19 protein-coding genes are annotated in these 26491 nt (G+C 41.8%); 8 read left to right on the plus strand and 11 right to left on the minus strand.

The genetic code is table 11. From position 1 onward, the window contains the following. The first annotated feature begins 10 nt into the window (after window positions 1-10). Window positions 11-1366, plus strand: coding sequence for an ABC transporter permease (locus tag M23134_RS28455; protein ID WP_045114526.1), 1356 nt, complete (start codon window positions 11-13; stop codon window positions 1364-1366). An 82-nt stretch (window positions 1367-1448) separates the two neighbouring features. After that, complete coding sequence (locus M23134_RS28460; RefSeq protein ID WP_045114527.1) at window positions 1449-2930, plus strand: TolC family protein; 1482 nt, start codon at window positions 1449-1451, stop codon at window positions 2928-2930. 157 nt (window positions 2931-3087) lie between these two features. On the opposite strand, the gene M23134_RS28465 is transcribed toward M23134_RS28460, so the two are convergent. Further along, on the minus strand, window positions 3088-4518 hold the full coding sequence (locus M23134_RS28465) for a CapA family protein (protein ID WP_002702238.1): 1431 nt from the start codon (window positions 4516-4518) through the stop codon (window positions 3088-3090). 192 nt (window positions 4519-4710) lie between these two features. On the opposite strand from M23134_RS28465, the gene M23134_RS28470 reads away from it, so the two are divergent. Then, window positions 4711-6111 (plus strand): S41 family peptidase, encoded by a 1401-nt coding sequence (locus tag M23134_RS28470; RefSeq protein ID WP_082226728.1) that lies wholly within the window; start codon window positions 4711-4713, stop codon window positions 6109-6111. Between the two features lie 192 nt (window positions 6112-6303). Here M23134_RS28470 and M23134_RS28475 read toward each other — a convergent pair whose 3' ends face one another. Further along, entirely contained in the window at window positions 6304-6684 is a 381-nt protein-coding gene (locus tag M23134_RS28475; protein ID WP_045114528.1) for a Rieske (2Fe-2S) protein, read from the minus strand. Window positions 6685-7080: 396 nt separating this feature from the next. Here M23134_RS28475 and M23134_RS42575 point away from each other — a divergent pair, with 396 nt between their 5' ends. Further along, window positions 7081-7209: a hypothetical protein gene (locus M23134_RS42575; protein WP_002702241.1), complete on the plus strand. Its 129-nt coding sequence runs from the start codon at window positions 7081-7083 to the stop codon at window positions 7207-7209. 51 nt (window positions 7210-7260) lie between these two features. Here the strand turns inward: M23134_RS42575 and M23134_RS28480 are convergent, their stop codons facing one another. Next, window positions 7261-9525, minus strand: a complete 2265-nt coding sequence (locus M23134_RS28480; protein ID WP_045114529.1) for a 7TM diverse intracellular signaling domain-containing protein — start codon at window positions 9523-9525, stop codon at window positions 7261-7263. 824 nt (window positions 9526-10349) lie between these two features. Between M23134_RS28480 and M23134_RS28485 the strand changes: the two genes are divergently transcribed. From M23134_RS28485 to M23134_RS28500, 4 genes are all read left to right on the plus strand, one after another. Continuing rightward, window positions 10350-13820 carry a pyruvate carboxylase gene (locus tag M23134_RS28485; RefSeq protein ID WP_002702245.1) on the plus strand — a complete coding sequence of 1157 codons (3471 nt, stop codon included), beginning with the start codon at window positions 10350-10352 and terminating at the stop codon, window positions 13818-13820. A 641-nt stretch (window positions 13821-14461) separates the two neighbouring features. Beyond that, window positions 14462-16159 (plus strand): ATP-binding protein, encoded by a 1698-nt coding sequence (locus M23134_RS28490; protein WP_002702250.1) that lies wholly within the window; start codon window positions 14462-14464, stop codon window positions 16157-16159. Between the two features lie 18 nt (window positions 16160-16177). Continuing rightward, window positions 16178-16648, plus strand: a complete 471-nt coding sequence (locus tag M23134_RS28495) for a helix-turn-helix domain-containing protein (RefSeq protein ID WP_002702251.1) — start codon at window positions 16178-16180, stop codon at window positions 16646-16648. 121 nt (window positions 16649-16769) lie between these two features. Next, a complete protein-coding gene (locus M23134_RS28500) occupies window positions 16770-17075 on the plus strand; it encodes a hypothetical protein (RefSeq protein ID WP_157558694.1) in 306 nt (101 codons plus the stop codon). Window positions 17076-17174: 99 nt separating this feature from the next. On the opposite strand, the gene M23134_RS28505 is transcribed toward M23134_RS28500, so the two are convergent. The 8 genes from M23134_RS28505 to M23134_RS28540 form a co-directional block, all read right to left on the minus strand. Next, window positions 17175-18425, minus strand: coding sequence for a sulfate adenylyltransferase subunit 1 (locus M23134_RS28505; protein WP_002702256.1), 1251 nt, complete (start codon window positions 18423-18425; stop codon window positions 17175-17177). 523 nt (window positions 18426-18948) lie between these two features. Further along, complete coding sequence (gene cysD / locus M23134_RS28510) at window positions 18949-19854, minus strand: sulfate adenylyltransferase subunit CysD (RefSeq protein ID WP_002702258.1); 906 nt, start codon at window positions 19852-19854, stop codon at window positions 18949-18951. Window positions 19855-20276: 422 nt separating this feature from the next. Beyond that, window positions 20277-20975 carry a phosphoadenylyl-sulfate reductase gene (locus tag M23134_RS28515; protein ID WP_002702260.1) on the minus strand — a complete coding sequence of 233 codons (699 nt, stop codon included), beginning with the start codon at window positions 20973-20975 and terminating at the stop codon, window positions 20277-20279. Window positions 20976-21130: 155 nt separating this feature from the next. Then, a complete protein-coding gene (locus M23134_RS28520; RefSeq protein WP_002702262.1) occupies window positions 21131-21577 on the minus strand; it encodes a DUF3592 domain-containing protein in 447 nt (148 codons plus the stop codon). Window positions 21578-21755: 178 nt separating this feature from the next. Beyond that, window positions 21756-22658 carry a sulfite exporter TauE/SafE family protein gene (locus tag M23134_RS28525; protein ID WP_002702263.1) on the minus strand — a complete coding sequence of 301 codons (903 nt, stop codon included), beginning with the start codon at window positions 22656-22658 and terminating at the stop codon, window positions 21756-21758. Further along, window positions 22658-23326 (minus strand): precorrin-2 dehydrogenase/sirohydrochlorin ferrochelatase family protein, encoded by a 669-nt coding sequence (locus tag M23134_RS28530; protein ID WP_002702265.1) that lies wholly within the window; start codon window positions 23324-23326, stop codon window positions 22658-22660. Before M23134_RS28530 ends, M23134_RS28525 begins: the two co-directional genes overlap by 1 nt. Next, window positions 23316-24161, minus strand: coding sequence for a uroporphyrinogen-III C-methyltransferase (gene cobA / locus M23134_RS28535; RefSeq protein WP_157558695.1), 846 nt, complete (start codon window positions 24159-24161; stop codon window positions 23316-23318). Before cobA ends, M23134_RS28530 begins: the two co-directional genes overlap by 11 nt. Window positions 24162-24250: 89 nt before the next feature. Beyond that, complete coding sequence (locus M23134_RS28540) at window positions 24251-26380, minus strand: HEPN domain-containing protein (RefSeq protein ID WP_002702269.1); 2130 nt, start codon at window positions 26378-26380, stop codon at window positions 24251-24253. Window positions 26381-26491: the final 111 nt, after the last annotated feature.

Raw genomic sequence — 26491 nt, forward strand, 5'->3', positions numbered from 1 at the left:
CAGGCAAGCCATGTATCGTAGATATTTAGTAAATTTTGTGGTAGCCTGGGATGCCATTCTGGCAAATAAGCTCAGGGCTACCCTCACCGCACTCGGAATTATTTTTGGGGTGTCGGCAGTGATTGCTATGCTGGCTATAGGCAATGGAGCACAGCAAGAAATATTAGAACAAATAAAGCTGGTGGGAGTCAATAATATTGTGATAAAACCAGTGCTCGAACAAGAAGAAAAAGAAGTAGGGCAAAACCTGAATAACGGAGGAAAGAAAAAAGAAAAGTTTTCGCCAGGTTTGACCATGCGCGATGTAGAAAGCATCAGACAGTTACCCATGGTAAGCAAAGTGAGCCCCGAAATACTGCTGGAAACCTACATTATTAAAAATGGTATTCAGCGTTCGGCCAAACTGGTGGGCGTAGAACCAGCGTATTTCAAACTTACCAGTTTTAAGCTGGAAGAAGGGCAGATGTTTACCCAACAAAACCTGGAGTACGGCGATCAAGTGTGTATTATTGGACGAGGCATTAAAACCAAGTTTTTTAGTAAAGAAAATCCCATTGGCAAACGCCTGAAATGTGGCAGACACTGGCTAAAAGTAATAGGAGTGCTTGAGCCAAGACTGGTGTCAAGCGGAAGCCTGTCTAAGTTGGGCATTCGCGATTACAATATGGACATTTATACACCTACCAAAACCATGTTGGTAAGGTATACCAACCGCTCGGTGCTTACCAAAGCAATGCTTACCAAGGCAAACAACCGCCGAAACAATAACAACAACAATAATAATCAAAGCAACGAGAAGGCAGCGCCCAAAAATTACCATCAAATAGATCGTTTGGTAGTACAGGTAGACGAAACCGGTTATTTGAGCAAGACTGCCGACATTGTAGCCCGCATGCTGGAACGGCGCCACTACAAAGTAGTAGACTATGAGGTGAGCATACCCGAACTCTTGCTCAAGCAACAGCAACGCACCAAAGACATTTTTAACATTGTATTAGGGGTGATTGCAGGCATATCGTTGTTGGTGGGGGGCATTGGTATCATGAATATTATGCTTGCCTCAGTATTAGAACGGATCAAAGAAATAGGTTTACGACTGTCGATAGGTGCCAAAAAAAGCGACATCATTACTCAGTTTATGTTCGAGTCGGTGCTCATCAGTGTATCAGGGGGAATTATTGGGGTAATCCTGGGCGTCAGTATGTCTTATTTTATTGCCGAACTTGCCAATATACCTACAATTGTGTCATTCTCATCTATTATTATTTCCTTTGTGGTATCGGCTTCGGTAGGGTTGATATTTGGCATTACTCCTGCACGCAGGGCAGCCGAGCAAGACCCTATCACATCGCTCAGATACGAATAAAATTGTTTGAAACATTAAACGCAGGTCTGAGGTAGTGCATAACCAAGCACTGCCCCAAACCTCTATATACCATTATATCAATATGAAAAAATACCTGGTACCATACACACTGTGTTGCTTGCTGTTGAGCAGTGTGGTTTACGGTCAAACCGAAAAAAAACAAAAATATAGCCTGCAGGAAATCATTACTATTTCAAAAAAACAATCGCCTATTTCGTTGCAGGCAATCAACCGAAAAGAAAACTTTTATTGGCGTTATCGTACTTTTTTATCCGACTACAAGCCCCAGCTTTCTTTGAGTGGCAATCTGCCCAACTACAACAAGTCCATCGAACGAATTACCCTAGATGATGGTAGTGATGTGTTTATAGATCGAGGGTTGGTAAATACCGATGTTAACTTGTCGTTGCGGCAAAAAATAGGGTTTACTGGAGGTGAGGTGTTTTTGAGTTCCGAACTTGCCCGTATCGACCTTTTGGGCAATAATAATGGTACCTCGTTTTTGTCTACACCAGTAAGCATTGGTTTTTCTCAACCTTTGTTTGGGTACAACGAACTGAAATGGAACAAAAAAATAGAACCACTCAGGTATAGTGAATCGCAAAAAGCCTACTCAGAAGAAATGGAGGGCATAGCAGTGCAAACTACCGACCTGTTTTTTGATTTGTTGGTAGCACAAATTACCCTGAAAATATCAGAGTTGAATCAGGCCAATAATGACACAATTTATAAAATTGGACAGGGGCGCTACAATGTGGGCAAGATAGCCGAAAACGAGTTGTTACAATTACAATTGGCGTCTATGGAGTCTGACCAAAGGGTAACCCAGGCAAAAATGGACATAGAAACCAGTGAGTTGAGGCTGAAAATATTTTTGGGAAACAACGAGGGGCTCAAAAACATAGAACTCATTGAGCCTTTGAACGTGCCAGAGATTGAAATTGACGAAGAAACCGCTTTGGCAGAAGCCAAAAAAAACCGGGCAAAATTTGTTCAGTTTAAGCGCCAAAAACTGGAAGCCGAACGTGATGTAGCACAGGCAAGGGGCAACAGTGGTTTAAATGTAAACATCACCGGATCTTATGGCTTTACCCGCAACGCGCCAGACTTTACCAATGTATACCAAAACCCTCAAAATCAACAACGTTTGCGCATTGGTTTTCAGATTCCTATCCTTGACTGGGGGCGCCAAAAGGCAATGATTCAGACCTCAGTGGCCAATAATAAATTGGTGCAGTCTACCGTATCACAAGAAGAGCTTAACTTTGAGCAAGAAATTATTCTGAAAGTAAAGCAGTTTAAAATCTTTCGGAGCCGTTTAATTCTTGCCCGTCGTGCCGATGAAATCGCCCAGCGAAGGTATACCGTAGCGCAAAAGCGTTATTTGATTTCTAAAATCAACATTACCGACCTAAACATTGCCTTACAAGATAAAGACCGCGCCAAGCGTGATTACCTGGAGGCATTGCGTGGTTTTTGGAAAAACTACCATGAAATCCGCCAGCTTACCCTTTATGATTTTGAGCGCAAAGAAGTGATTTATTATGGCGATGTTAAAAATTAATTTAAAGCAAGACAGTAGTTTACATCAAAAATAGTAAAACTTTTTACTCTTGCCAGGTTTCAAAAGCCTGGCAAGTATAGTTATAAGGTGAGAGGCTTTTTCCAGTAAGAAAAAAGCCATTGCCAATACCTGTGGTTGTGTTGGCGTTCAACTATAACTACTCCCACTTATAAATCAACCTGTCTGGAAAAATCAGTTTTTTTATTTCCTGGGCTTGTTTGGGAGTGGCAAGCACTGGACGACGATCGTTTGAAATCCAGGTGTACACTGGCACCGATTGTACCACTTGACCATTGTAAATATAGTGGTGTAAGAAATAACCTCTACGCACCCCTACTCGATGGATTTGGTCAAATAAGAAGTTACCCAACCCGTGAAAAAGTGGTTTACCTTTATAAAACTCTATCTGTTGTACTTGGTGTGCCTGAGAACCATACACTACGTCGGCTCCAAAGTTGTGTAAGTCATAACTAATGGCAATTTGTTTGGCGTGGGGAGCATAAGAGTCTACCTCGTTGAACTGCACCGAAGCAAACACAAGGTCTATTTTCTTGTTCTTCTTAAGGTCGGTAATCACCTTACGGGCTTTTTCGCGGTTGTAGCGGTTCGCCCCCGAATACTTTGTTCCATAAGCACATTCACCCACCGGGCAACTCTGGTTAAACCCGATAAAGGCCATTTTTTTCCCATCTTTCAAGTCAATAATTAGCGGAGTATTGGCTTGACTAGCATTGAGCCCCCCACCAAACGTTTTCATGCCTTGTTTTTTGTACCAGTCATAAGTAAGTTTATAAGGCTTGGCACCAAAGTCTTTGTTATGGTTTCCGGTAAGCTCTACAATGTTGGTGTTGAGGTCAACCAGGTTTTTAAAATCACGTTCTTTGCTGCAAAACTTATAATGAGGGTCATACTTGATATACACACAGTTGGGGTCAAAGCTTACCTCATTGCTGATATGAACAAAATCAGAGTTTTGAAAGTGGTGTTTTACCTTTTCAATCAAAAAATCGGGTCCTTTTGCATCGGCAGCCAAGCCTGTATTGCGGGTAATGGCTGTTACCCCGGTAAGGGTAAACTTGGTCACTTTATTTTTGTAGTCAAAAGCTTGTGCTCCTTCGGGTTGGTGTTGAAAAGCGTACTGGGCAGCATTGTCAAAAAAGCTGACTTTATCTATATTTAAGGCCTTGTACTGGGCTATCAAGTGGTGGATGTCGGTAATCAATAAATGGTTTTTGGCAAGTTTGGCAAAAGCTTTTAGGTGGGGTAGGGTGCGAGCGTTTTTGCAACCCAATACCTCATTAGCCAAGGCTTTAGTGGCTTCCAACACGTATACTTTGCCATTGCAATACAGGTTTTTGAGACTATCTAACGAAATGTTTTGCAATTCGCGACTGTAGCCAGTCACTACAAATAGGGGAATGGTGTTTTTTGCGGGGGCAATGTGTGCATGTGTAGCTGAGTTTTGCTTGCCTTGTTTGCTTTCGCCTTGCGACGGTTGGCAGGCGTTGAGCAATATACCCAGTCCTAATAGACGTAAGTATAATTGGTTGATTTTTAGCAAGTTGATTCTTTTAAAAGATAAGTTCATACAATAAATGCTTGGTTTACAGTCGGACTTATGAGTTCTTTGTTTAAAACAAGGGCTCATTACAAAACCGCCAAAAATACAAATTAGTAACAATTAAGCAGGTGAATAAGCAGAAAAATGCATCCTTTAATAATCACAGGGTTGCAGCGTCTTATCGCTTAAGGCTATCCACACCATTATTAGATTCTAATTATGAGTAAGACACGATTCATACCATTATTCATTATTTGCCTGACGACTTGTTGGGTGATTGATGGCTTTGCGCAAAAAAAAACAGTGCCCCAACCCCTGAGCAACACGGATAAACTGTATGGTTTGTCGTTGTTTTGGCAAGAAGTGAACTATAACTTTGCGTTTTTTCATCAAGTACCCCAACTCGACTGGGACAAAACCTATCGCCAGTATATACCCAAAGCACTTGCTGCCAAAAGTACCAAAGCTTATTATGACGTGCTCAAGCAGTTTTGTGCCTTGTTGCAAGACGGGCACACCAATGTGTATTACCCCCCACCAATACGCAAGCAACTTGCTTATCCTAAGCTAAAACTAGTAGCTATAGGCAAGCGTGCTTTTGTGCGGAATGTAGACAAGTCGTTGGCAACTAAAATTCCTGTAGGGTCAGAAATACTTGCAGTAAATACGCAGCCCGTAAAAATGTATGTACAACAACATAAGTTGCCCTATATTGCCAGCTCTACCCAATATGTACGTTGGGACAGGGGCATTCGCACTATGTTGCAGGGCAAGAAAGGCGATCGGGTGCACCTGAAGGTCAAACAGCCTTCTGGCAAAATATTGAAGATAAAATTGCCACGTGACAGAACCGGAGTACAATGGGTCAAGCCAATTAAGCGCCCAGCTTTGCTAGAGTTTAAGTGGCTTGAGGGGCAAATAGCCTACCTTGCCATCAATAGTTTTAGCAACAACCGCATACAAAAAGAGTTTCCAGTACTTTTGCCAAAGCTGTACCAAGCCAAAGGGGTGATCATAGATGTGAGAAAAAATGGGGGAGGAAACAGCAACAATGCCTCGTTTATTGTCAAACATTTTACTGAGCAAAAAATACTGTTGGGGGCACGTTGGCAAACCCGTGAGCATCGGGCAGCCTACAAAGCCTGGGGCAAGTTTGTAAACGAAGCTATGCAAAAAAAGCCCCATTACCAACTCAGTGAGTGGGAAGCCAATGCCCTGAAGTATTACCAAAAAAAGGTGTGGCATATAGGCGATACCAGTCGCACTAGTAATGATATAACCGCAAAAAAAGTAAAAGTGCCCTTGGTGGTGCTCACCAGTTACCATACCGGCTCAGCTGCCGAAGATTTTCTGATCTATCTCGACAATATCAAACGTGCCACCAGAGTAGGGCAAAAAACTTATGGTAGCACCGGGCAACCCTTGATGTTTGACCTGCCTGGAGGAGGTAAGGCAAGGGTTTGCACCAAAAATGATACTTATCCCAACGGGAAAGAGTTTGTAGGCTATGGAATTATTCCTCATACAGAAATAGCCCCCACTGTGCAAAATTATATCAATAACGAAGATGTAGTATTGCGTAAAAGCATAGAAGTATTGAAAGCAAAAATGAAAAAGTGACAACAAAGAAGCGACAAATCGCAATTTTTATTTTTTTAAACTTGCCTTTTGTCGCTCAAAGTATTAAAGACGCTAATAACTAATATATTTATAAGTTATTGAAAATAATTGCTTTACAAGCTTATTAGCTCCCTGTGGAATAGGGAATAGCACCGATATTCATCGGCATCTAGGGACTTGCCCCTGTTGGGGCTAATAACTAAACTCGTCTTTTTCAGAAGGCTTTTCGTCTTCATACACACCCAACTTTATACCATCGGTGGTTTTTTCTAACTTATGAGTAAGCAATGGGCGAGCATTTTTACCACTTTTCTCTTCCCCTGTTTTTAGGCAAAACCTATAGTCGTGCCAAGGGCAAATCACCTCATTAAAATCATTGAGCCGCCCTGCAGTGAGCGAAGCCCGCATGTGAGTACATTCATTGTCTACCACAAAGAAGCCTTCTTTGGTATGTGCCAAACATATTGTTTTGCTCCCAATACGTACTTTTTTAAGACTGTTGAGTGGGACTTGTTTTTTTGCCTCTTCCCAATTTTCAAAAAGTTTATACCACTTGAGTTTTTTCTGAGCCATTGTTTTATCTATCAAAAGTTGAACATTTGAACCATATACAGTAGTGGCAAAATATAAATAAAGCCTGATCTTAAACAAACATCCTACAGTATTTTATCTGAGGTAGTTGATAGCCTATTGCTACCGATGATGGTTATGTGTTGTAAAGCTTTAACAAAAAGCTTTGATTTTACTGCTTCAAATGAGTGTTATAACCCGTAATATTTTTATCAAAACCTATTCTTTAAATTTGTAATAAGTTATTTGATCAACAAAGCAGTTGTTAGCCACACGCTGATTCAATTGCTCCTCTGTAATAGAGGGTAAACGAGGCACAGCCTTTACCAATAATCAATCAGGCGTTCTGCTTTTTTTTATCAGGCAGAACTATTCTTTAACACTTAAATATATACAATCATGGGATTACTTATTTCAGATGTAGACACACCTAAAATCATTGTTAACCAACAAGCCCAATCGGTGAAAAATACCAAGCCGCTTTTTGCTCAATTGCTTGAAAAAAAGAAAGTGGCAAAACATAAGTAAAAATGTGTGCAAGTAAAATGTGTGATAGAAAGGGCAGGTAACTGCCCTTTTTTAGTGTGAAGGTAACTTTGAGCCATGCGGTGTTTCCAGCCGAGCACCTATCAACAACATATCATCTATTTGGTGTAGGTCTCCTTGCCATTGATCAACGGCTTGTGCCAATTGCTGCTTTTGCTCATCTATGGGTAAAGCATGTAGTTCCATTAGGAGGTTACGCAAGCGTTTAGAAGAAAATTTTTTGCCTTGTTCGCCGCCAAATTGATCTTGTATCCCGTCCGAAAACATATAAATCATGGTAGGAGTGCTAATATCTATAGTATGCAAAGCAAACTGGATGCGTTCGCCTCCCTTGCGGTGTCCGTTGATACCATAGCGTGTGCCCTTGATCACGGTCATTTCATTGTCTTGAATGTACAACAAAGGATTCATTGCCCCCGCATAACACAGTAGTCGGGCTTGAGGGTCAATCACACACAGCACGATGTCCATGCCGTCGCGTACTGACGTTTGATTGGTTTTGAGTATTTTGGGCAACAATTGATCTAGAGCATTGAGTACCCTTTCGGGCGAATAAACTCCCCTACGCATAATAATATCGTTGAGTGCTTGGGTACATAGCATGGTCATAAATGCACCTGGTATGCCGTGCCCCGTGCAGTCAGCTGCCACCAAAAACTGCTGTTGGCGTACCTCTTCAAACCAATAAAAATCGCCTGAGACTACATCGCGAGGTCTGAAAAAAACAAAATGTTTGGGCAAAGCTTTGCGCATGCGTTCTTCGAAGGGCAATACCGCTTTTTGGATCCGCAACCCTGATTGTATGCTGGCTTGTATACTTTTGTAAGCTTTGTTTAATAAATCGTGGGTGCGCGAGATCAGGTCGTGGTTTTCTACCAACTGATTGTTTTTTTCTTCTATTTGTGCCTGTTTTTCTTGCAAAGCCTTATTCTTATTGCTGATTTCCAGCGTTCTTTCTTTTACCTTATATTCCAGCGTTTTATTTTGATCTTTGAGCAAACGAGCGTTTTTTTCTTGGGCAATTCGTTTGTCTTGTTCATTTTTGCGTTCGCGGTAGCCCAAGCCCACCGAAAACAACGCCAACTCAAGAAACAATCCTGCTTGAGAGAAATAATTTTCATTGAAATTTACTTGAATTACTTTGAAAAAGCTTACGAGACTTAACCCCCACCCCAACATCAGAAAAAATGAGCCAATGATAAAATAACGGGCTAAAGTATTTTTACTTTTAAATAGTAAGTAAAGGGAGATCGCCATTAAAAGTAGGTCTGTAAATATCATCAATAATAATACTAACTCCATCTTATAAATATTTGCTGTAAAGTATAGGTAAGTAATGGCAGATACTACCACAACCACTTTGCCTATGAGCCAAGCCTGAATAACTTTTGTCCAGCGAGGCATCAATGCCTGAGCATTAACAAAACGTTGCATAAACAAAAAGTAACTTATGAAGGTAATAGGTAAACTAACAGCACTTATATATATCTGAAGGTACGATTGTTTCGCAAAAAAATCGTAATAAGCCAGGTAGTAAACCGAGTAAGTCAAGATATAGGCAGTGTAATAGAGGTAAGTGCGGTCTTTGACTATAGCAAACAAAATCAGGTTATAAATGATCATAATCCACAAAGCCCCCTGAAAAAAGCTTTGGATCAATTGCAACCATGACTTTTTGTGGAGATGTGTGGCAGGTGTTTCTAGCTTGAGGGCAAATCTTGGTGGGTACAATTTGCCTTTTAGTTTCAAATATAGGGTGTGTGTAGAGTTTTGGGGGAGTAAAACATTAAACTTATAGTTAGAGCCTACAATATGGCTACCAATATCTCGCTTTGACTTAGGCACCAAACGTCCGTTCGACTTTTGTTGGTAGCGTTTGCCCTTATCTTGTGTATACAATGTGATGTATGCCCCCGAGCCAGCATACAGCACCCAATGGCTACGTGTGGTGTGGTTTCTGAAGGCGATTTTTGCCCAGTAAGTCTTGTTTTTTTGTAGCTTAGGGCTATTTTTTTTGAATGTCTGGTAAGGTATAAAGTGGGCTTGGAATGCTTTGGAACTTATTTGGTCAAAAGTAAAGGTGTTGGTGGCATCGGTCAGTACTTGTGCACTTGCATTTAGTCCTTCAATCTGTGTAGTATTATCATTGCTAATGTATACTATTGGTTGCTGGGTAGCAGGTTGTGCTTGTACCCAATCACAAAGGTGGGTGCAAGTATACAGGGCGCAAAATAGCCACCACCTGTTAGGTAGTTTTGCTAAATACACTGACAGAGGGGGATGGTCACGATTAGACAAGTTTACACGGCTTATGTTGGATAAATGTTTTTAGGCAGCTGGTTAGGATTTGTTATGCCTAAATATAGCAAATGTAAAGATTGAAAACAAGGCAGATGAAAGCCTACAGTATTACCTCACTTCTGTTAGAAGGCTAAAGCCCAAAATGTTATACCAGTGCTTTCAAAAAAGATGTAAAATTTTAACATACAGGTGCAACACTTTTCCTATAAAAAAACACAGGAAAGGTTTTTTACCCCCCTTTTTGAAGTAAACTTTGTCTTGCCATACTGCAATATTAGTTCTGTTAACTACCTTTTTATCTGCACCTAAAGAGGCAAACCCCTTGCCCTAAACCCTTTATTTGTTAAATTGAGCAGTATCTCGAAAAAGACGATTGTTTTATACGCATTGTATTACACATAATCATACACAGCAAATAGTTTGATACTTTTCAGTTGATTGAGTTTAGCATAACAAAGGGCTATTAGACTTGTATACGCAGGCTTTCAGCCATTAACTTTTATCTACCGATTTTATAAACCGCTAAAAATCAACGCCCTATAAAATCGCTAAGTTGCTTGTAGAGCAGCGTCAAACTTGAAGCACCGATATGCATCGGTATCTAAGGACTTGTCGCTAAAAGCATCTATATGCATCGGCATCTAAGGACTTGAGGCTGTAGAAACTATCGACTATTATACTATCTTCTATTATCAATCACTACGTGTCTGTAGGGCACAAAAAGGGGTAAAGATGAGCCAATCGCGTGGCGTTGCAACAAAACTTGCGACTTGTGGCGAAAAGCTGAGCGTTAAAATGCCCACTTATAATAAACTTATACTATGACAACAGAACTACGACCAATTAAAAAATTAATGGTTGCCAATCGAGGCGAAATTGCTATCCGTGTATTGCGGGCTGCCTCAGAACTTAAAATTACTACCGTGGCTATTTTCACTTACGAAGATCGCTACTCACTCCACCGTTACAAAGCCGACGAATCATACAAAATAGGGGCAAACAATGACCCCCTGAAGCCTTATCTAAACATAGAGGAAATAATCAATGTAGCCAAGCGGCATAATGTAGACGCTATCCACCCTGGCTATGGTTTCTTGTCCGAAAACGTAAACTTTGCCCGTCGTTGCCGTGAAGAAGGGATTATTTTTGTAGGACCAACGCCTGAGGTAATGGAAAACCTGGGCGATAAAGTGTCGGCAAAGTTGATTGCCAAAAAAGCCAATGTGCCCGTGATCAACGACAGTCAGCAAAAACTTACCTCAGTAGACATTGCTTTGTCAGAAGCCCAACACATTGGTTATCCGATTATGGTAAAAGCCTCTGCTGGAGGGGGAGGACGTGGAATGCGCGTGGTAAAAAACGATGCAGAACTGACCAAAGCCTACAAAGAAGCCCGCAGTGAAGCCCTCAAAGCTTTTGGTGATGATACAGTGTTTTTGGAAAAGTACGTAGAAAACCCCAAACACATCGAGGTGCAGATCATGGCAGACAACCACGGCAACATGGTGCATTTGTTCGAGCGTGATTGCTCGGTGCAGCGCCGTTTCCAAAAGGTAGTAGAAATAGCGCCTTGTATTACCCTCTCGCAGGCTGCCAAAGACAAGTTGTATCAATACGCCCTCAGTATTTGCCAAAGCGTAAACTACAACAATGTGGGTACGGTAGAGTTTCTGGTAGATTCCGACGAGAACATTTATTTTATTGAGGTAAATCCTCGTATTCAGGTAGAACACACCATTACCGAAGAAGTCACCGGAATAGACATTGTACGTTCGCAAGTTTTGATTGCCGAGGGGCACCCGCTTTCCGACCAAAAACTACGTTTGAGCTCGCAAGCCGATGTAGAGTGTCATGGGCACGCCATTCAGTGTCGTATTACTACCGAAGACCCCGAAAACAACTTTCAGCCCGACTATGGCACCATCAATACCTACCGCAGCGGTTCTGGCTTTGGTATTCGCCTCGATGCCGGAAACGCTTATGCCGGGTCTTCTATTTCGCCATTTTTCGATTCTTTGTTGGTAAAAGTCTCTGCCTGGGGGCGTACCCTCAAAGGTGCCAGCGAACGCCTGACCCGTGCCTTGGAAGAGTTTAGGGTAAGAGGGGTAAAAACCAATGTGGGATTCTTACTCAATGTAATTACCAACGAGGAGTTTACTTCGGGCAAAGCCACCGTAAAGTTTATCGACAATAACCCTTCCTTGTTTAATGTACCACAACGCCTCAATCGTGCTACCCGCATCCTCAACTATTTGGCAGATGTAGTAGTAAACGGCAACCCTGATGTGCGTTATGTAGACAAAACCAAGTACTTTGATATTGTAAAAGTGCCTGATTTTACCAAGTATACCAAACCACCCGAAGGCACTAAAGACAAGTTGACCCAGTTGGGGCGTGATGGGTTTGTACAGTGGCTCAAAGACGAAAAGAAAATTCATTATACCGATACTACCTTCCGCGACGCACACCAATCATTGCTTGCCACCCGCATGCGTGGGTTAGACATTGTACGGGTAGCCGAGAGCTACGCCAAGGCTCATTCCGATGTGTTCTCGATGGAAGTATGGGGAGGAGCTACTTTTGATGTAGCCATGCGTTTTTTGAAAGAAAGCCCCTGGCAACGCCTACGGGAAATTCGCAAACGTGTGCCCAATATTTTGTTGCAAATGCTTTTGCGGGGTTCTAATGCTGTGGGTTACAAGGCGTACCCTGACAATCTGATTGAGAAGTTTATTGAAAAATCGGCCGAAAATGGCATTGATATTTTCCGTATTTTTGACTCGCTCAACTGGATAGAAAATATGAAGGTGAGCATTCGTGCCGTGCGCGAATATACCAACTCATTGGCAGAAGCCTGTATTTGTTACACCGGCGATATAATGGATCCTGACAACCAAAAATATACACTGGACTATTATGTAGAACTTGCCAAACAGTTGGAAGACGAAGGCGCTCACTTATTGGCGATCAAAGACATGGCGGGTTTGCTAAAACCTTATGCTGCCGAAAAACTGATTACCGAATTGCGTAAAAACATCAGTTTGCCCATCCATTTGCACACCCACGATACCTCTTCTATTCAGTCGGCTACTTATCTCAAAGCCATCGAGGCCGGAGTAGATGTGGTAGATGTGGCACTTAGTTCTATGTCGGGGCTTACCTCGCAACCCAATTTCAATTCTTTGGTAGCGGCTATGCAAGGGCACGAGCGCGATAACCCCATCAACCTTGCTTCACTCAACGAATATGCCCATTATTGGGAACAAATTCGGGAGTACTACTACCCGTTTGAGTCGGGGCTCAAGGCTGGCACCGCCGAAGTATATGGGCACGAAATACCCGGAGGGCAATACTCTAACTTGCGCCCCCAGGCAAACGCGTTGGGCTTAGGCGATAAGTTTGAGCAAATCAAGAAAAATTATGCCATTGCCAACGATTTGTTCGGCGATATTGTCAAAGTAACCCCAAGCTCAAAAGTGGTGGGTGACTTTGCTATGTTTATGACTTCTAACGACCTAACCAAAGAAGACATCTTGGCTAAAGGAAATACCTTGTCTTTTCCTGAGTCAGTGATCAATTTCTTTAAAGGAGATTTGGGGCAACCCAAAGGAGGTTTTCCGGCAGAAATGCTCAAGATTGTACTCAAAGGTAACCAACCTATCACTGGACGAGCCAATGAGCACATGAGCCCCATCGATTTTGATCAGGAGTGGGCCGCATTTGACAAAAAATACAACGCCGACAATTACAATAAACCCTATACTTTTGAAGACTTACTGTCTTATTTGTTGTACCCCAAAGTATTTGAAGATTACCACAACTTTTGTCAGCAGTTTGGCAACTTGGTGTACTTGCCTTCTTATGCTTTCTTTTATGGTTTGCATATCAACGAAGAAATTCTGGTACGTTTAGACGAGGGTAAAACCTTGATGATCAAACTATTGTTTGTGAGCCAAGCAGTCGATGATGAGGGCTATCGTGAAGTGTCATTCTCATTGAATGGACAAGTAAGGGTGATCAAGGTAAGGGATATAAACCAAGAAGTGAAAAAAGCCAGTAATCGCAAGCGTGACCAAGGCAACGACAAAGAAGTGGGTGCCCCTTTGCAGGGAAAACTTGCCAATGTATTGGTAAAAGGAGGTGACGAAGTAAAAGAAAACACTCCATTGTTTGTGATTGAAGCCATGAAAATGGAAACGACCATTACCGCTACTCAGCCGGGTAAAGTAAAGCAAATTATTTTAGAACAAGGAATGGTACAACAAGACGACCTGGTAGTAATACTGGAGTAAGTGCTTGTGAGACAAAGTTGGTAGCCCGGTGTTTGTCATCGGGCTATTTTTTCTTTAGGCAGTATTTTGTGAGTGATGGAGGGGTTTTATTAAACACAAAAGGGGTTGGCAAAAGCAATGGAGTTACACAGCAAAATATTTTAGACATAAAGGTTAGCCATACGGCTAGAAAGCCTGTCTTGTAAAGATCGAAGACTTCTTTTTATGTGTAGTTTCAAGCGACCCTTCGGAACACTTAAAACAGCAGGGGGATGCCAGCAAAATATTTTAGGCATTGAAGTTAGCTCTTGTAGTTTTTCACGGAAATTTTAACCTTGCAAAAGTGCATAATAAGGCTAAAGAATGTGTAAATTATTTCCTTTAGCTTAATTGTTACAAAGTACTCTACCCAGCATTTAACTTTATTGAGCTCAGCGCAGTGAAACTGCGGCTGAGATTTTTCAAAAGTACCGTCACAGTCTTTTGTCGAGTTTTTTCGAAAATTGAAAAATACTGTTTACAGGCGCTTCAATTGGGCGATTTAGCTTTACTGAACTCGTAAACTCAGTTGTGGAGCCACAAACTGAGGCGAAGACTGCTTAAAATTGCAAGAACGGGATGTTTTTAAATGATATTTCATATCCTTTAACTTAAAAAAACAAATGGAAAAATTCGAAATAAAACCTTCAGTAGATGAAACTCAAGAATTTATTGAGATTGCTAATGATTTTTCTAACCCTTTGGATATAGTAAGGGAGGCAGTCAGTAATGCCTTTGATGCTAGAGCAAAGAATGTATACATATCTTTTGAAGTTGTCAAAAGGTATGGAGAAAAGGTGTTAAAGATAGTCATGAAAGATGACGGTTTAGGCATGGATAAGCAAGGGTTACAATCATTTTTTGATTTAGGAAACTCATTAAGCCGAGGTAAAGAGGAGAATATAGGTGAAAAAGGACATGGTACTAAAGTTTATTTTAACAGTTCTAAGATAGAAGTTATTACTCAAAAATCGGGCTCGCCTTGTTATAGAGCTATTATGGATGAACCAATCAAAAAACTGTTTGATAGAAATATTCCTATTGTTGATGTTTTACAAATTGATGATTTAGAGTATTCTGGGACGGAGATTATTATATACGGTTATAATAATAATAGACGTGATAAGTTTACCCATGAAAACTTAAAAGATTATATTTTATGGTTTACTAAGTTTGGGTCTTTTGAATTGAAGCATGGCATATCGGTTCATCAAGATTCCAAGTTTTTTTTAAAAGGTTTTGGTAAAGATAAATATGAGGAATTGAAGTTTGGACATGTTTTTCCAGAGAAAAGCCCTTCTGTACAAAAGCTTTTTGAAAAGTATATGGTTTCAGCACCAGACTATTATTGTAAACAAATAATAAAGGAAGGTCATTTAAAAAATCATCCTGAAATATCATATCAGGCAACTTTTTCAATAGAGGGTAATAAAGTTAAACAATGGGTCAACCCTATGTTGAGAAGGTCTGGCAAACCTAGAAAAATGGGTGATTATACTGTTCAAGAGCGGTATGGGATATGGTTGTGTAAAGATTTTATACCAATTCAAAGAAAGAATGAGTGGATAACAAAGAAAGGGAGTGAATATGTGAAGTTTCATGCATTTTTTAATTGCCAAGATTTGAGACTTACGGCTAATAGAGGATCTGTTGATAATACACCTTCTGAAATACTAGATGATATAAGAGATGAGGCTAGGAGCATTTATAATCAAATCATTGAAAGTAATGATTGGACTGAGATGGAGTGGCTTGAGTCAGAAGCTACTGCATACAAAACGATTGAAAAAGAGCAGAAAGAATTTAAATGGAGAGAAAAGAAAATATTAAATTCAAAAATTTGCGAGTATAAAAGTATAGTATTAGTTGAGCCTAGCAGAGAAAGTGGGGTGTTTGCTTTAGTGTTACAGTTATCTGTATTAGAAAAAGACATTTTCCCTTTTAAAATGTTGGATTATGATACACATTCAGGGTTAGATGTAATTGCTAAGGGTGATTCAACAACACCAGTAACATCTGCTAAGTTATATTATGTTGAGTTTAAGTTTTTTCTTACAAAAGATTTTAATCATTCTTTTCAAAACCTGTATTCGATAGTTTGTTGGGATACGACTATTAAACATGATGAGATAGTTAAGGATTTAAAAGGAGAGGAGAGAAAGATGCAAATTATTGCTCCTGCATCAGAAGGAGATTATACAAAGTTTTTTCTTGATAACCCTAGAAGTATACATAAAATAGAAGTATTTGTCCTTAAACATTTTTTGAAAGAAAAATTGGGAATTGATTTTAGACCAAGAACCAGTGAAGATTCTTTATAGGAATAAACCAATTAACCTATGAGCATTGAACGCATAAAGAAGAAATTAAAAGAAAACTCAAAAAAAGATATTACTTGGATAGAAAAGGCAAAATATAGGGCTGAAAATGAAGCTTGGCTAGATGTGTCTTTTGCTATTGCTACCAAGATTTTACTTGTTTTGAGAAGCAATAAAGAAAATAACATTGCTCCAAAAACACAAAAAGAGTTGGCAGAAGTAATGGGTGTTACACCACAGTATGTAAACAAAGTTGTTAAAGGAAAAGAAAATTTACAACTAGAAAACATTGTCAAGTTTGAAAAAGCGTTGGGTATTAAGTTGATAGAAGTACCTCAACAAACTTCTACACTAAATATAGAACAATTTTTTGAATCTATTATAGCACCAAAGACAACCAAAAAAAGTGAAAGTTTTACATTGGTTGATGATGGATTGGAGGAAACGCAAACATATAACCCAAATAATAATTATAACCTTAGAGTAGCATAATGTCAGAAACAAAAGTATTGGTTTTGCTTTAAGAGATATTTCAATAGAGTAGTTTGCTATAGTTGAAGCATCTTTTAATGAAGGAGAAAAAGTAGGCTTGAAGGCAGACGTAAAGTTTGGGTTGGATGATGAAAATAAAATAGTTTCTGCCTTATTTAATGTAAAATTTCTTCAAAAAGACATTCCATTTTTGATTTTAGCCATTGAATGCTTTTTTAATATTACAGAAAGTACTTGGGAAACTTTTATTGACAACAATATCATAGTTATTCCACAAGGGTTTGCAGCTCATCTGGCAATGCTTACAGTAGGAACAGCCAGAGGGGTTTTATATGCTAAAACAGAAAAGACAGAATTTAGAAAGTTTTTGTTGCCCACAATCAATGTTGATGAGTTGATAGGGCAAGACATAGTTTTTGAGCTTTAAAGGCACAGCAGCAAAAAACTATCGTCTACCGACTACCTGCTATCGACTCTTTTAAAAAAGACCCCACCCGAAAGCCAGGCGAGGTCTTTGAACATTTAACTAACTTACAGCCACCACCATTCCGGCAGCTACAGTATTATGGCTATGTTCATCAACCAAAATAAAGCTACCGTTGGCAGGGTTTTCTTTATAATTATCTATCAATATCTCTTGAGCAGTTTTTAACTGGACTTGCCCCAAGTCGTTTAATTCAAACTTGTCAGCACCCGTCGTTTCCTGCAAAGTTTCTATGTCTATTTTGTGCACAAAATCGCTGATTTTCACCCGGGTAGTGTTGCTGTTGTGGCGCAACAAATAAAACTGGTTAGGTTCCAGCGGTTGGGTATCCATCCAGCAAATAGAGGCAGTGATTTGGCGGGTAGGAGAGAGGCTCGCCTGGCTCGGTACAATCATATCGCCCCGGCTAATGTCTATGTCATCTTCGAGGTGCAATACCACCGACATAGGAGCAAAAGCTTCTTCTATTTCTTCTTGGTTAATTTCCAGCGCTTTTATCTTAGAGCGTGTACCCGAAGGCAATACCGTTACCTCATCGCCTTTACGGTATACCCCGCTTAGCACCTTGCCCGCGTATCCCCTATAGTCAGGATGGTCAGCCGTTTGGGGGCGAATGACCCACTGTACTTGAAAGCGATTGCTGCTCAATTGCGGTTTTTTGTCTATATCTACTTCCTCCAAAAACCTAAGCAAAGGTTTACCCTCGTACCAAGCCATTTTCTCCGATGGCTCTACCACATTATCCCCGTCAAGGGCACTTACTGGGATAAAAGTAAGGTTAGGAATATCCAGTCCTTTGGTTACTTCTTTGTAGTCTGCTACAATCTTGTCAAACTGCGCCTGGCTATACTCTACCAAGTCCATTTTGTTGATACAAACCACAAAATGTCTGATTCCCAATAAGTTGCAAATAAAAGAGTGGCGGCGGGTTTGCTCAATCACCCCGTTGCGTCCGTCAATCAAAATAATGGCAAGGTCAGAGTTAGACGCGCCCGTTACCATGTTGCGGGTATATTGCACATGTCCTGGGCTATCGGCAATGATAAATTTGCGTTTGCTTGTATTAAAATATTTGTAGGCAACATCTATAGTAATGCCTTGTTCGCGCTCCGAGCGCAACCCATCGGTGAGTAAGGCAAGGTCAATTTCGCCATTCTGCTTGTTTTTACTGGCACGGCTGATCGCCTCCAGCTGGTCGTCCAAAATAGATTGGCTATCGTATAATAAACGCCCAATTAAAGTACTCTTGCCATCGTCAACACTCCCGGCAGTGATAAATCTTAATATGTCCATAATGATAATGACTTTCTCGTTTTTAGTTAAATGTTATTTAGTTTTTTAGTCCATAGACCATAGTCGGTAGTCCATAGCGCCAACAAGGTTCTAGGTGCTAGGTGCAAGGTACACCCTGTTCCCTAAGCAACTACACTTTTTCTATCACGTTGATTTTTAGCAACTTATAAAAAGCGTAGTTAAAAATTGGGAGCTTCTATAGCCTTAAGCTTTTAGCGACAAGTCTTTAGCCCCGCTAAATCTCTGGATTCCCAATTCTAGACTGATATTCTTAAATTTGCAAAAATGATATTTTAGTCAGTAGACCATAGTTGATAGCCCTGCAAGGTTCTAGTACTCTAGCTTCTGAGTAGGTAAAGTAACAATTTGGTTAGATTAACTACGCTGAGCTCGTGAAAAGCTCGGTATTGTTCTTTGACGATCTTAGACTCCGAATAATGTGGTAGGAATTTAGTTTCCAGTGCACTAGTAGCTTACAACTCTAAAGGCTACCAACTCCTGACTCTCGACTATTGACTGTCCACTAAAAATACCCCACTTTCTTTCTATCCTCCATCGCTGCTTCCGACTGTTGGTCGTCAATGCGCAAGCCACGCTCGGTAATGCGTGAAGCCTTGATTTCTTCTATTACCTCATCTATAGTGCTTGCCTTAGACGAAACCGCCGCAGTACAAGTAATGTCGCCTACCGTACGAAAACGTACTGTTTGTTTGGTAAAAGCATCGTTGGCGTCTAAGTTGATATGAGGCGAATTGGCCATCAACTGCCCATCTCTTTCGATGCACTCGCGCTCGTGGGCGTAATAAATAGAAGGAATATCAATGCCTTCGCGCTTGATGTAATTCCACACATCCAACTCAGTCCAGTTACTAATCGGGAACACCCTCACGTTTTCGCCTTTGTTTATTTTACCATTGTAAATGTTCCAAAGCTCAGGGCGCTGTTTCTTAGGCTGCCACTGACCAAAATCATCTCTTACCGAAAAAATTCGCTCTTTGGCTCTAGCCTTTTCTTCATCGCGACGAGCCCCACCAATACAAGCGTCAAACTCGTGTTTTTCTATAGTTTCCAGTAGCGTATAAGTCTGCAACGAGTTGCGGCTGGCATATTTTCCACTTTGTTCTTTTACCTTTTTGCTATCAATCGCATCTTGTACATAGCCCACTACCAGCTCCTCGCCCAGGCTCTCCACCAATTGATCTCGAAACTGAATAGTTTCCTCAAAGTTGTGCCCAGTGTCAATATGTACTAAAGGAAAAGGAAACTTACCTGGACGAAAAGCCTTTTGCGCCAAACGCACCAACGTAATAGAGTCTTTTCCGCCTGAGAACAACAGCGCAGGGCGTTCAAACTGTCCGGCCACTTCTCTTAAAATATGAATGGCTTCTGCCTCCAATTGATCCAGGTAATCTAAAGTATATTGTTTCATAAGTGTTTTTTTATAGCAGCTGTAAGTTAAGTACTGCTTATTGCGTTGTTAAATGTTTCAAAGTTTAGCCAGGAGCAATGAGCCCCAGTGGCAAGCATTAAATAAATAAAAATGAGCCCTATTTATGGGCTAAGGCAAGTACAGGCAAATTGCCTGTATTTGCGCCATCACTTAGTTTAAAAACTGAACCCTGTCTATGGGTCAAATACTACGACAAAATTTTTTTTAGTCGGGAGTCAGGAGTCAGGAGCCTCAAGCTACAAGTTTAGCGTAGCCACTGTTGACTAAAGAACTTCCATCTACCAATTTTATCAACAGTTAAAAATCAAGGCTTTATAAAATTGGCAAGTTGCTTGTAAAGCAGCCTCAAGCTAAAGGCTAAAAGCTTGAGGCTGTAGAGGCTCCCGACTGTGGACTCCCAACTATTTATGCAATCCACATTCTTTCTTAGTAGGGTTTTCCCACCACCAGCGTCCGGCGCGAAGCGCTTCGCCCACCTTTACGGCACGGGTACAAGGCTCGCAGCCAATGCTGGGGTAACCATGGTCATACAGTTTGTTATAGGGTACGTTGTTGTCTAAAATATATTTTTCGGTTTGGTCGAGCGACCAGGCAAATAGCGGGTGAGCCTTTACAATGCCCCGTCCTTCGTCCCATTCTAACACATCCATATTGCTTTGGCGGTTGTTCGATTGTCCACCTCTAATGCCTGTAATCCAGCACTCAACCCCCTGAAGGGCACGGTTCAAAGGCACTACCTTACGGATAAAGCAACATTCTTTGCGGTTTTCTACCGAATCATAAAAACTATAATTTCCTTTATTGCTTACCAGGGTCTGTAGCTCTTGGCTCTCTGGAAAAAACACCTCAATCTTTTGATTGTACTGTTTGTTGGTTTCTTCCAATACCTGGTGTGTTTCTTTAAACAACCTGCCTGTGTCAAGGGTAAATACCCTAATGGGAATCTGATAACTAAAAATCATATCAGTAATTACCTGATCTTCAAGACTAAAGCTAGTCGAGAAAGCAATCTTTCCGGCAAACTCTTTAGCCAGGTTTCTGAGCGTCTTTACCGGATTTTGCGCATCGGCAAGCGTGTTGATATTGGCTAATTCTTTCATATTTTTATTGTTAGTTGGTAGTCCAGTCAGGTTCTAGCTGCTAGGTTAATCTACTGTGAACTATCCATTGTTAGTTAAATGCTTTATTAGTTAGTGGTCGGTAGTTGGTAGCGCTCATATTTGCAACTTCTCCCAACCATTGACTCTCGATTATATTAAAAGACTAAATAATATACCCCCGCCAAGGCCATTGTCAGGCTACTAATACCCAGTGCTACTGGCAACCAGTATACGGGTTTCAGTCCTGTTTCTATGACTGCTTCCCGGTGGTTTTTAGGGTTGTAATACACTGGCACAAAGTTTTCACTTTGTAGTTGTTGGGCAGCTTGAGCCTGTTTTTTCCAGTTTTCGTATAAATTTACCTTTCGGCAATGATAGATTTGTCCATCTACCCGGTAGGCAACCTTTAAAGGAGCTACTGCACTAAAGTCTACCTCATCGGCAGTACTCTCTATACTCGCGGTAAGCACTCCATTGGTTTTTTGCCAGCTTTTGCTTTGCAGTGCACGACTAATCACCAGATAGCCCACACTGGTTTGCCAAATTCCTACAATAAGACAAGGCACAACGCCCACTAAAAAGATGATTAATAACTCGTTCATTTTTTATGTATGTTAGTTAAATAGTCAATAGTCGGGAGTTGGGAGTTGGGAGCCTCTACAGCCGCAAGTCCTCAGATGCCGATGCATATCGGTGCCCCTGGTAGATAGAAGTCCATGGCTGGTAGTTTTTGAGCTTCGCTTCGCGAACCATAAAACAATAGAGCCATCTATAAAACGATCAAGTAATAGAGGCATAAAAAACGCTTCCTACCATATAGCTACTCAATAAAATGATTGTCACCCCTACAATTCGCATCAGCATTTTAGACTGAAGCCTGGCGGCTAAAAAAGCCGAAAAGTAAGACGCTGGCACCCCGCCAATCAACAAACCTGCAATCAACATCCAGTCTTTTGGGGTAAGGTGTACCAGGCTCAAAAATGCTCCGGTAGAAATTACCGCAATAAAAAACTTCACGGTGTTTACTGTGCCAATCGTATAGCGTGGAGTGCGCCCTTTGCTTATGAGCGTAGAAGTAATCAAGGCGCTCCATCCACCGCCACCTACCCCGTCGAGAAACCCTCCCACCAAAGCAAGCGGTGTAATGTTTCGAGTCTTTTGTTTGCGTACTTTCTTTTTGAGCGAACGCGAAAAAACCACGATGCCCATGCCCAACATGTACACTGCTACAAAAGGTTTAATCAGATGACCGTTGATGCTGGTGAGCAACAATGTACCCAGCAATACCCCCACAATGCCCGGAATGAGCAAATGCCAAAAAAGTTTCTTGTTGATGTTACCCATGCGGTAGTGTGCCCAGCCCGACGTACCATTGGTAAATACTGCGGTGGCGTGTACACTACTACTCACCAAAATAGGCGGCAAGCCCAGGCTCAGCAATATGGTAGAAGTAATGAGCCCATAAGCCACCCCAATGGTTTGTACTACAAAACCAATGGCAATATAGCCCACAAAACTCCAGGAGAGGTGAGGGGTGATTTGTTGAATTGCCTTGCTCAGCGCCGGAGGTTGGTTAACAAGAAACACGATGACCAGACTCACCAAAAAAAGACTTGCTGCAGTGTATACCACCCGGCGAATATGCCATGTAAAAGCCTTTTGTACCTTCTCTAAATTTATCACTATGCGTTGTGCGACTTTTCAGCCTGCTTTTGTTGTTTTTGTTTTCCTTCTGTTGAGGTATTTGCCTCGTTTGCCACCATATTTTCGGTAAGCGCATTGAGGGTCTCCAGCTTGTGCTGAAAGTCACCCTTAAGGCGGTTTCTAAACTGGTGTAAATTGTTCAGCAGATTTTGAATATTATCGGGCAAAGTAGCCTCAAAATACTGGCGCATGCGTTTTGCCAGCGTGGGCGACTTACCATTGGTAGAAATGGCTATTTTTAAATCTCCTTTTTTTACCACCGACCCCAAATAAAAATCGCACAAGTCGGGAGTATCTGCCACGTTGATAATGGTTTTTTGCCCACGCGCCTGTTGGCGAATGCTTTGGTGCAATGGTTGATTGTCAGTGGCGCAAATCACCAAGTCGCGGTCTTTCAAGTCGTGGGTTTCATATTGGCGCTCAAGCAAACTTACTGTAGGGTGTTGCCCAATCAAAGCACGGGTTTCGGGCAGTACCATATCTGCCACCACGGTTACATTAGCCTCAGGGCTGTTTTTGAGCAGCGCCGAAAGTTTTTCGAGCCCTACATTGCCTGCCCCCACCAGCAAAATGTCTAATTGGTGCAGTTTCAAGAAAATAGGAAACAAATTGTTGCCTGTGTTTTCGGTTAGAGTATTAGTTGCCATAGTTGCCCGTGTTGATCTGTTGGTTTACCAAATTTTTAAATTCAGCCGGAGCCGAAGTTGCCAGCCTTACCACCTCGCCAATCACAATGACTGCCGGAGCGCCTAAGCCTTTTTGCTCCGCTATAGCGGCAATGTTATGTACTTCGCCAAAGCCAGTTTTTTCGTTGGCACAACTTCCATTCTGAATGATTGCCACGGGCGTATTTTGTTTGCCATATTGGCTAAATATGGCGGCGATTTCTTTGAGTTTGCGCATTCCCATCAGAATAATGACCGTAGCCGATGATTGTGCCGCTAAAGGCATATCTTGAGATATTTCCTGTTTTTTGGTAGTACCCGTAATCACCCAAAAACTTTCGTTGATGCCACGCTTGGTCAAAGGAATTTGCTTAAGCGCAGGCACGGCAAGCGAGCTGCTGATGCCAGGCACTACTTCGGTGTCCATGTCAAACGATTGGGCAAAAGCCAACTCTTCATGTCCGCGACCAAACACAAAAGGATCTCCTCCCTTAAGGCGCACTACGTGCCCGTGTTGAAAAGCCTCCTCTACAATCAATTGATTGATCTGATCTTGTGACAAATATTTTTTACCTCCGCGTTTGCCTACATATTTTTTGAGGGCATTTTTGGGAGCATACTCCAGCAAAGCCGGATTTGCCAAGGCATCGTATAGTACCACATCGGCGTTTGCCAAAGCCCTGATAGCCTTCAGGGTAATGAGTTCGGGGTCGCCAGGACCTGCGCCCACTAGTGTAAGCTTGGGCTTGAGGGTGCGTCGTTGGCTCAAAGCCCCCTGGTATAATGTAGTGTTTGTATTGTTTAAAAAAGCGTTCATAGTGTTGTCTTTGAGTGGCAAGCATTTAGCAACAAGCCACAAGTATATTTGCAGTGGTAACTTGTCGCTTGTTGCTCTAAGCTTGTTATTTATAAGGTTGTTTCCGCTATTTGCTTGCCACGATAAGCTTTAATTTTATTTAAGAAATCTCCCGCCTGCTCAATGTACTCTTTGGCAAACTCAGCGGTGGGTTCGTGTTGGTTCATGCGTAATACATGTGCTTTAAAACCACCTTCAAAGGTAAATTCAGCCTGATTGCCCAAATGCTCTTCAAACTTTTTCATCACTGTAATCTGAGCGTTGGTTTTTACATCTTCGCCCAGTAGCAAAGCCTTGGCGCCATTGATAAAAGTATTGTAAGCGTGGTAAATGGCATCGGCGTAAGCCCCTTCGTTAAACGTTTGCTGAGCAGTTTGGTATTTTTCTTCGGTTTCGTATACCAGTGTAGCCACCAGGTCAATGATTACCCCTGCACATTCGCCTACTGCCTTGATCACCTCAAAAGGATCGTTGTGTCCCCAGTCAAGAAAATCGTCTTGTTCCAGGTTGTCGAGGTTTGCCAAAGGCTTGAGTAGGGTGTAAAAATATTTTTTGCCCAAACGACGGTAATAATCAGTATAATACTCACCTTCTAATTGGTTGGCGTCATAGTCGGCAAGTAGTACACGCAGCACTTCTACGCCACGTTTACTGGGTACTTTTATCACCTTATCCGCTACCAAGCCGTCACCGTTGCCACTTACACCACCCCCTAACAATACCTGTAGAGCTGGCAACACCAGGGCGCCTTTTTTGATAGAGCTTCCGTGAAAACCAATCGTGGCAAGCGTGTGCTGTCCACAAGAGTTGGGGCAACCGCTAATTTTGATCTTAATTTGTTGGTTATGAATCAAGTCAGGATATTCAGCGTGGATTACCTCTTCAAGAGCACGGGTAATGCCAGTGCTGCTCGATATGCCCAGGTTACAAGTGTCGGTGCCAGGGCAAGCCGTAATATCAGCCACACTGTCGTAACCTGGTTGGGCAAGGTTGAGCGCGTCGAGCGCCTGAAACAAGGCTGGCAACGACTCTTTGCGCACGTACTTTAGCAAGTAGTTTTGGCTAATGGTAATTCTAATATCATCGGCAGCGTAAGTTTGCACAATTTGCGCAAGCTCACGTGCCGTTTTAGTGTTCATATTGCCTAAAGACAGTTTAATAAAGACACCGTAAAATCCGGCTTGCTTTTGTTCAAATACATTGGTAGCAAGCCAACGGTCGTATTGTTGTTGGTTATTTATTTGTATTCCGGCAAGAGCCCCGTTTAGTGGTGCCGGAGGACTTACTTCTGGTAAAATATCGCGGTTGATCGGGTAGGTTTTGTAAGGCAAAGCTTTGCGCTCAGCTTCGGCAAGCTCCAGTACTTTTTCGAGCCCTAATTCCTTTACCAAAAACTTAAGCCTGGCCTTTTGGCGACGGCTACGCTCTCCGTAGCGATCAAACACCCTGAGAATAGATTCGCTGAAAGGGATCAGTTCGTCTTCGGGTAAAAATTCTACCCCGGTTTTAGCCAAGTGAGGGATAGCACCTAAGCCACCACCCAACATTACTTTAAAACCGCGTTCTTCTTCGCCTTGGGCGTTGGTGCGCACTTTGGGTATAAACCCTAAATCGTGAATAAAAGTAAAGGCGGTATCGGCTTCGCTTGATGAGAAAGCAATTTTAAATTTACGCCCCATTTCCTGGCAAACCGGATTGCGTAAAAAGTATTCGAACACCACTTGGGCATAAGGCGATACATCAAAGGGTTCGTTGGGGTCAATACCTGCTCTTGCCGAAGCAGTTACATTACGCACAGTATTACCACAGGCTTCACGCAAAGTAATTTGGTCTTTTTCGAGCTGTGCCCATAGCTCAGGGGTGCGGTCAAGGCTCACATAGTGAATCTGAATGTCTTGGCGGGTAGTGGCGTGCAAGTTGCCGTCAGAGTATTCGTCGGCAACGTCGGCAATGCGTACCAATTGTTGGGTAGTGAGGCGTCCAAAAGGTATTTTGATTCGGATCATTTGCACCCCCGGCTGACGCTGTCCGTAGACTCCTCGCGCCAAACGTAAGCTGCGAAACTTTTCATCGTCAATTTTCCCTTCATGGAATAATTGAATTTTATTGCCCAGTTCGATGATGTCTTTCTCAACGATTGGGTTGTTCAAATCCTCTAATTCGGTTCTAAAACTTTGCATTGTGTCGTAGTGTCTTACTTGGTTTATTTGAATATTTAAGTGCTCTTCTTGGCTTCCCCTAGGGCAGTTTCGGAAAGGGCTCTGAGACCTACGGCAACAAAAAAGCCTTTC

This window comes from Microscilla marina ATCC 23134, assembly GCF_000169175.1.
Taxonomy (GTDB): Bacteria; Bacteroidota; Bacteroidia; order Cytophagales; family Microscillaceae; genus Microscilla; species Microscilla marina.

Coding starts and splice junctions, on each gene's coding strand:
- M23134_RS28475 (WP_045114528.1), bottom strand. CDS start 6,684: ATGGCTCAGAAAAAACTCAAGTGGTATAAACTTTTTGAAAATTGGGAA.
- M23134_RS28490 (WP_002702250.1), top strand. CDS start 14,462: ATGGAAAAATTCGAAATAAAACCTTCAGTAGATGAAACTCAAGAATTT.
- cysD (WP_002702258.1), bottom strand. CDS start 19,854: ATGAAACAATATACTTTAGATTACCTGGATCAATTGGAGGCAGAAGCC.
- M23134_RS28465 (WP_002702238.1), bottom strand. CDS start 4,518: ATGAACTTATCTTTTAAAAGAATCAACTTGCTAAAAATCAACCAATTA.
- M23134_RS28485 (WP_002702245.1), top strand. CDS start 10,350: ATGACAACAGAACTACGACCAATTAAAAAATTAATGGTTGCCAATCGA.
- M23134_RS28530 (WP_002702265.1), bottom strand. CDS start 23,326: ATGGCAACTAATACTCTAACCGAAAACACAGGCAACAATTTGTTTCCT.
- cobA (WP_157558695.1), bottom strand. CDS start 24,161: ATGAACGCTTTTTTAAACAATACAAACACTACATTATACCAGGGGGCT.
- M23134_RS28505 (WP_002702256.1), bottom strand. CDS start 18,425: ATGGACATATTAAGATTTATCACTGCCGGGAGTGTTGACGATGGCAAG.
- M23134_RS28460 (WP_045114527.1), top strand. CDS start 1,449: ATGAAAAAATACCTGGTACCATACACACTGTGTTGCTTGCTGTTGAGC.
- M23134_RS28455 (WP_045114526.1), top strand. CDS start 11: ATGTATCGTAGATATTTAGTAAATTTTGTGGTAGCCTGGGATGCCATT.
- M23134_RS28520 (WP_002702262.1), bottom strand. CDS start 21,577: ATGAACGAGTTATTAATCATCTTTTTAGTGGGCGTTGTGCCTTGTCTT.
- M23134_RS28495 (WP_002702251.1), top strand. CDS start 16,178: ATGAGCATTGAACGCATAAAGAAGAAATTAAAAGAAAACTCAAAAAAA.
- M23134_RS28515 (WP_002702260.1), bottom strand. CDS start 20,975: ATGAAAGAATTAGCCAATATCAACACGCTTGCCGATGCGCAAAATCCG.
- M23134_RS42575 (WP_002702241.1), top strand. CDS start 7,081: ATGGGATTACTTATTTCAGATGTAGACACACCTAAAATCATTGTTAAC.
- M23134_RS28540 (WP_002702269.1), bottom strand. CDS start 26,380: ATGCAAAGTTTTAGAACCGAATTAGAGGATTTGAACAACCCAATCGTT.
- M23134_RS28470 (WP_082226728.1), top strand. CDS start 4,711: ATGAGTAAGACACGATTCATACCATTATTCATTATTTGCCTGACGACT.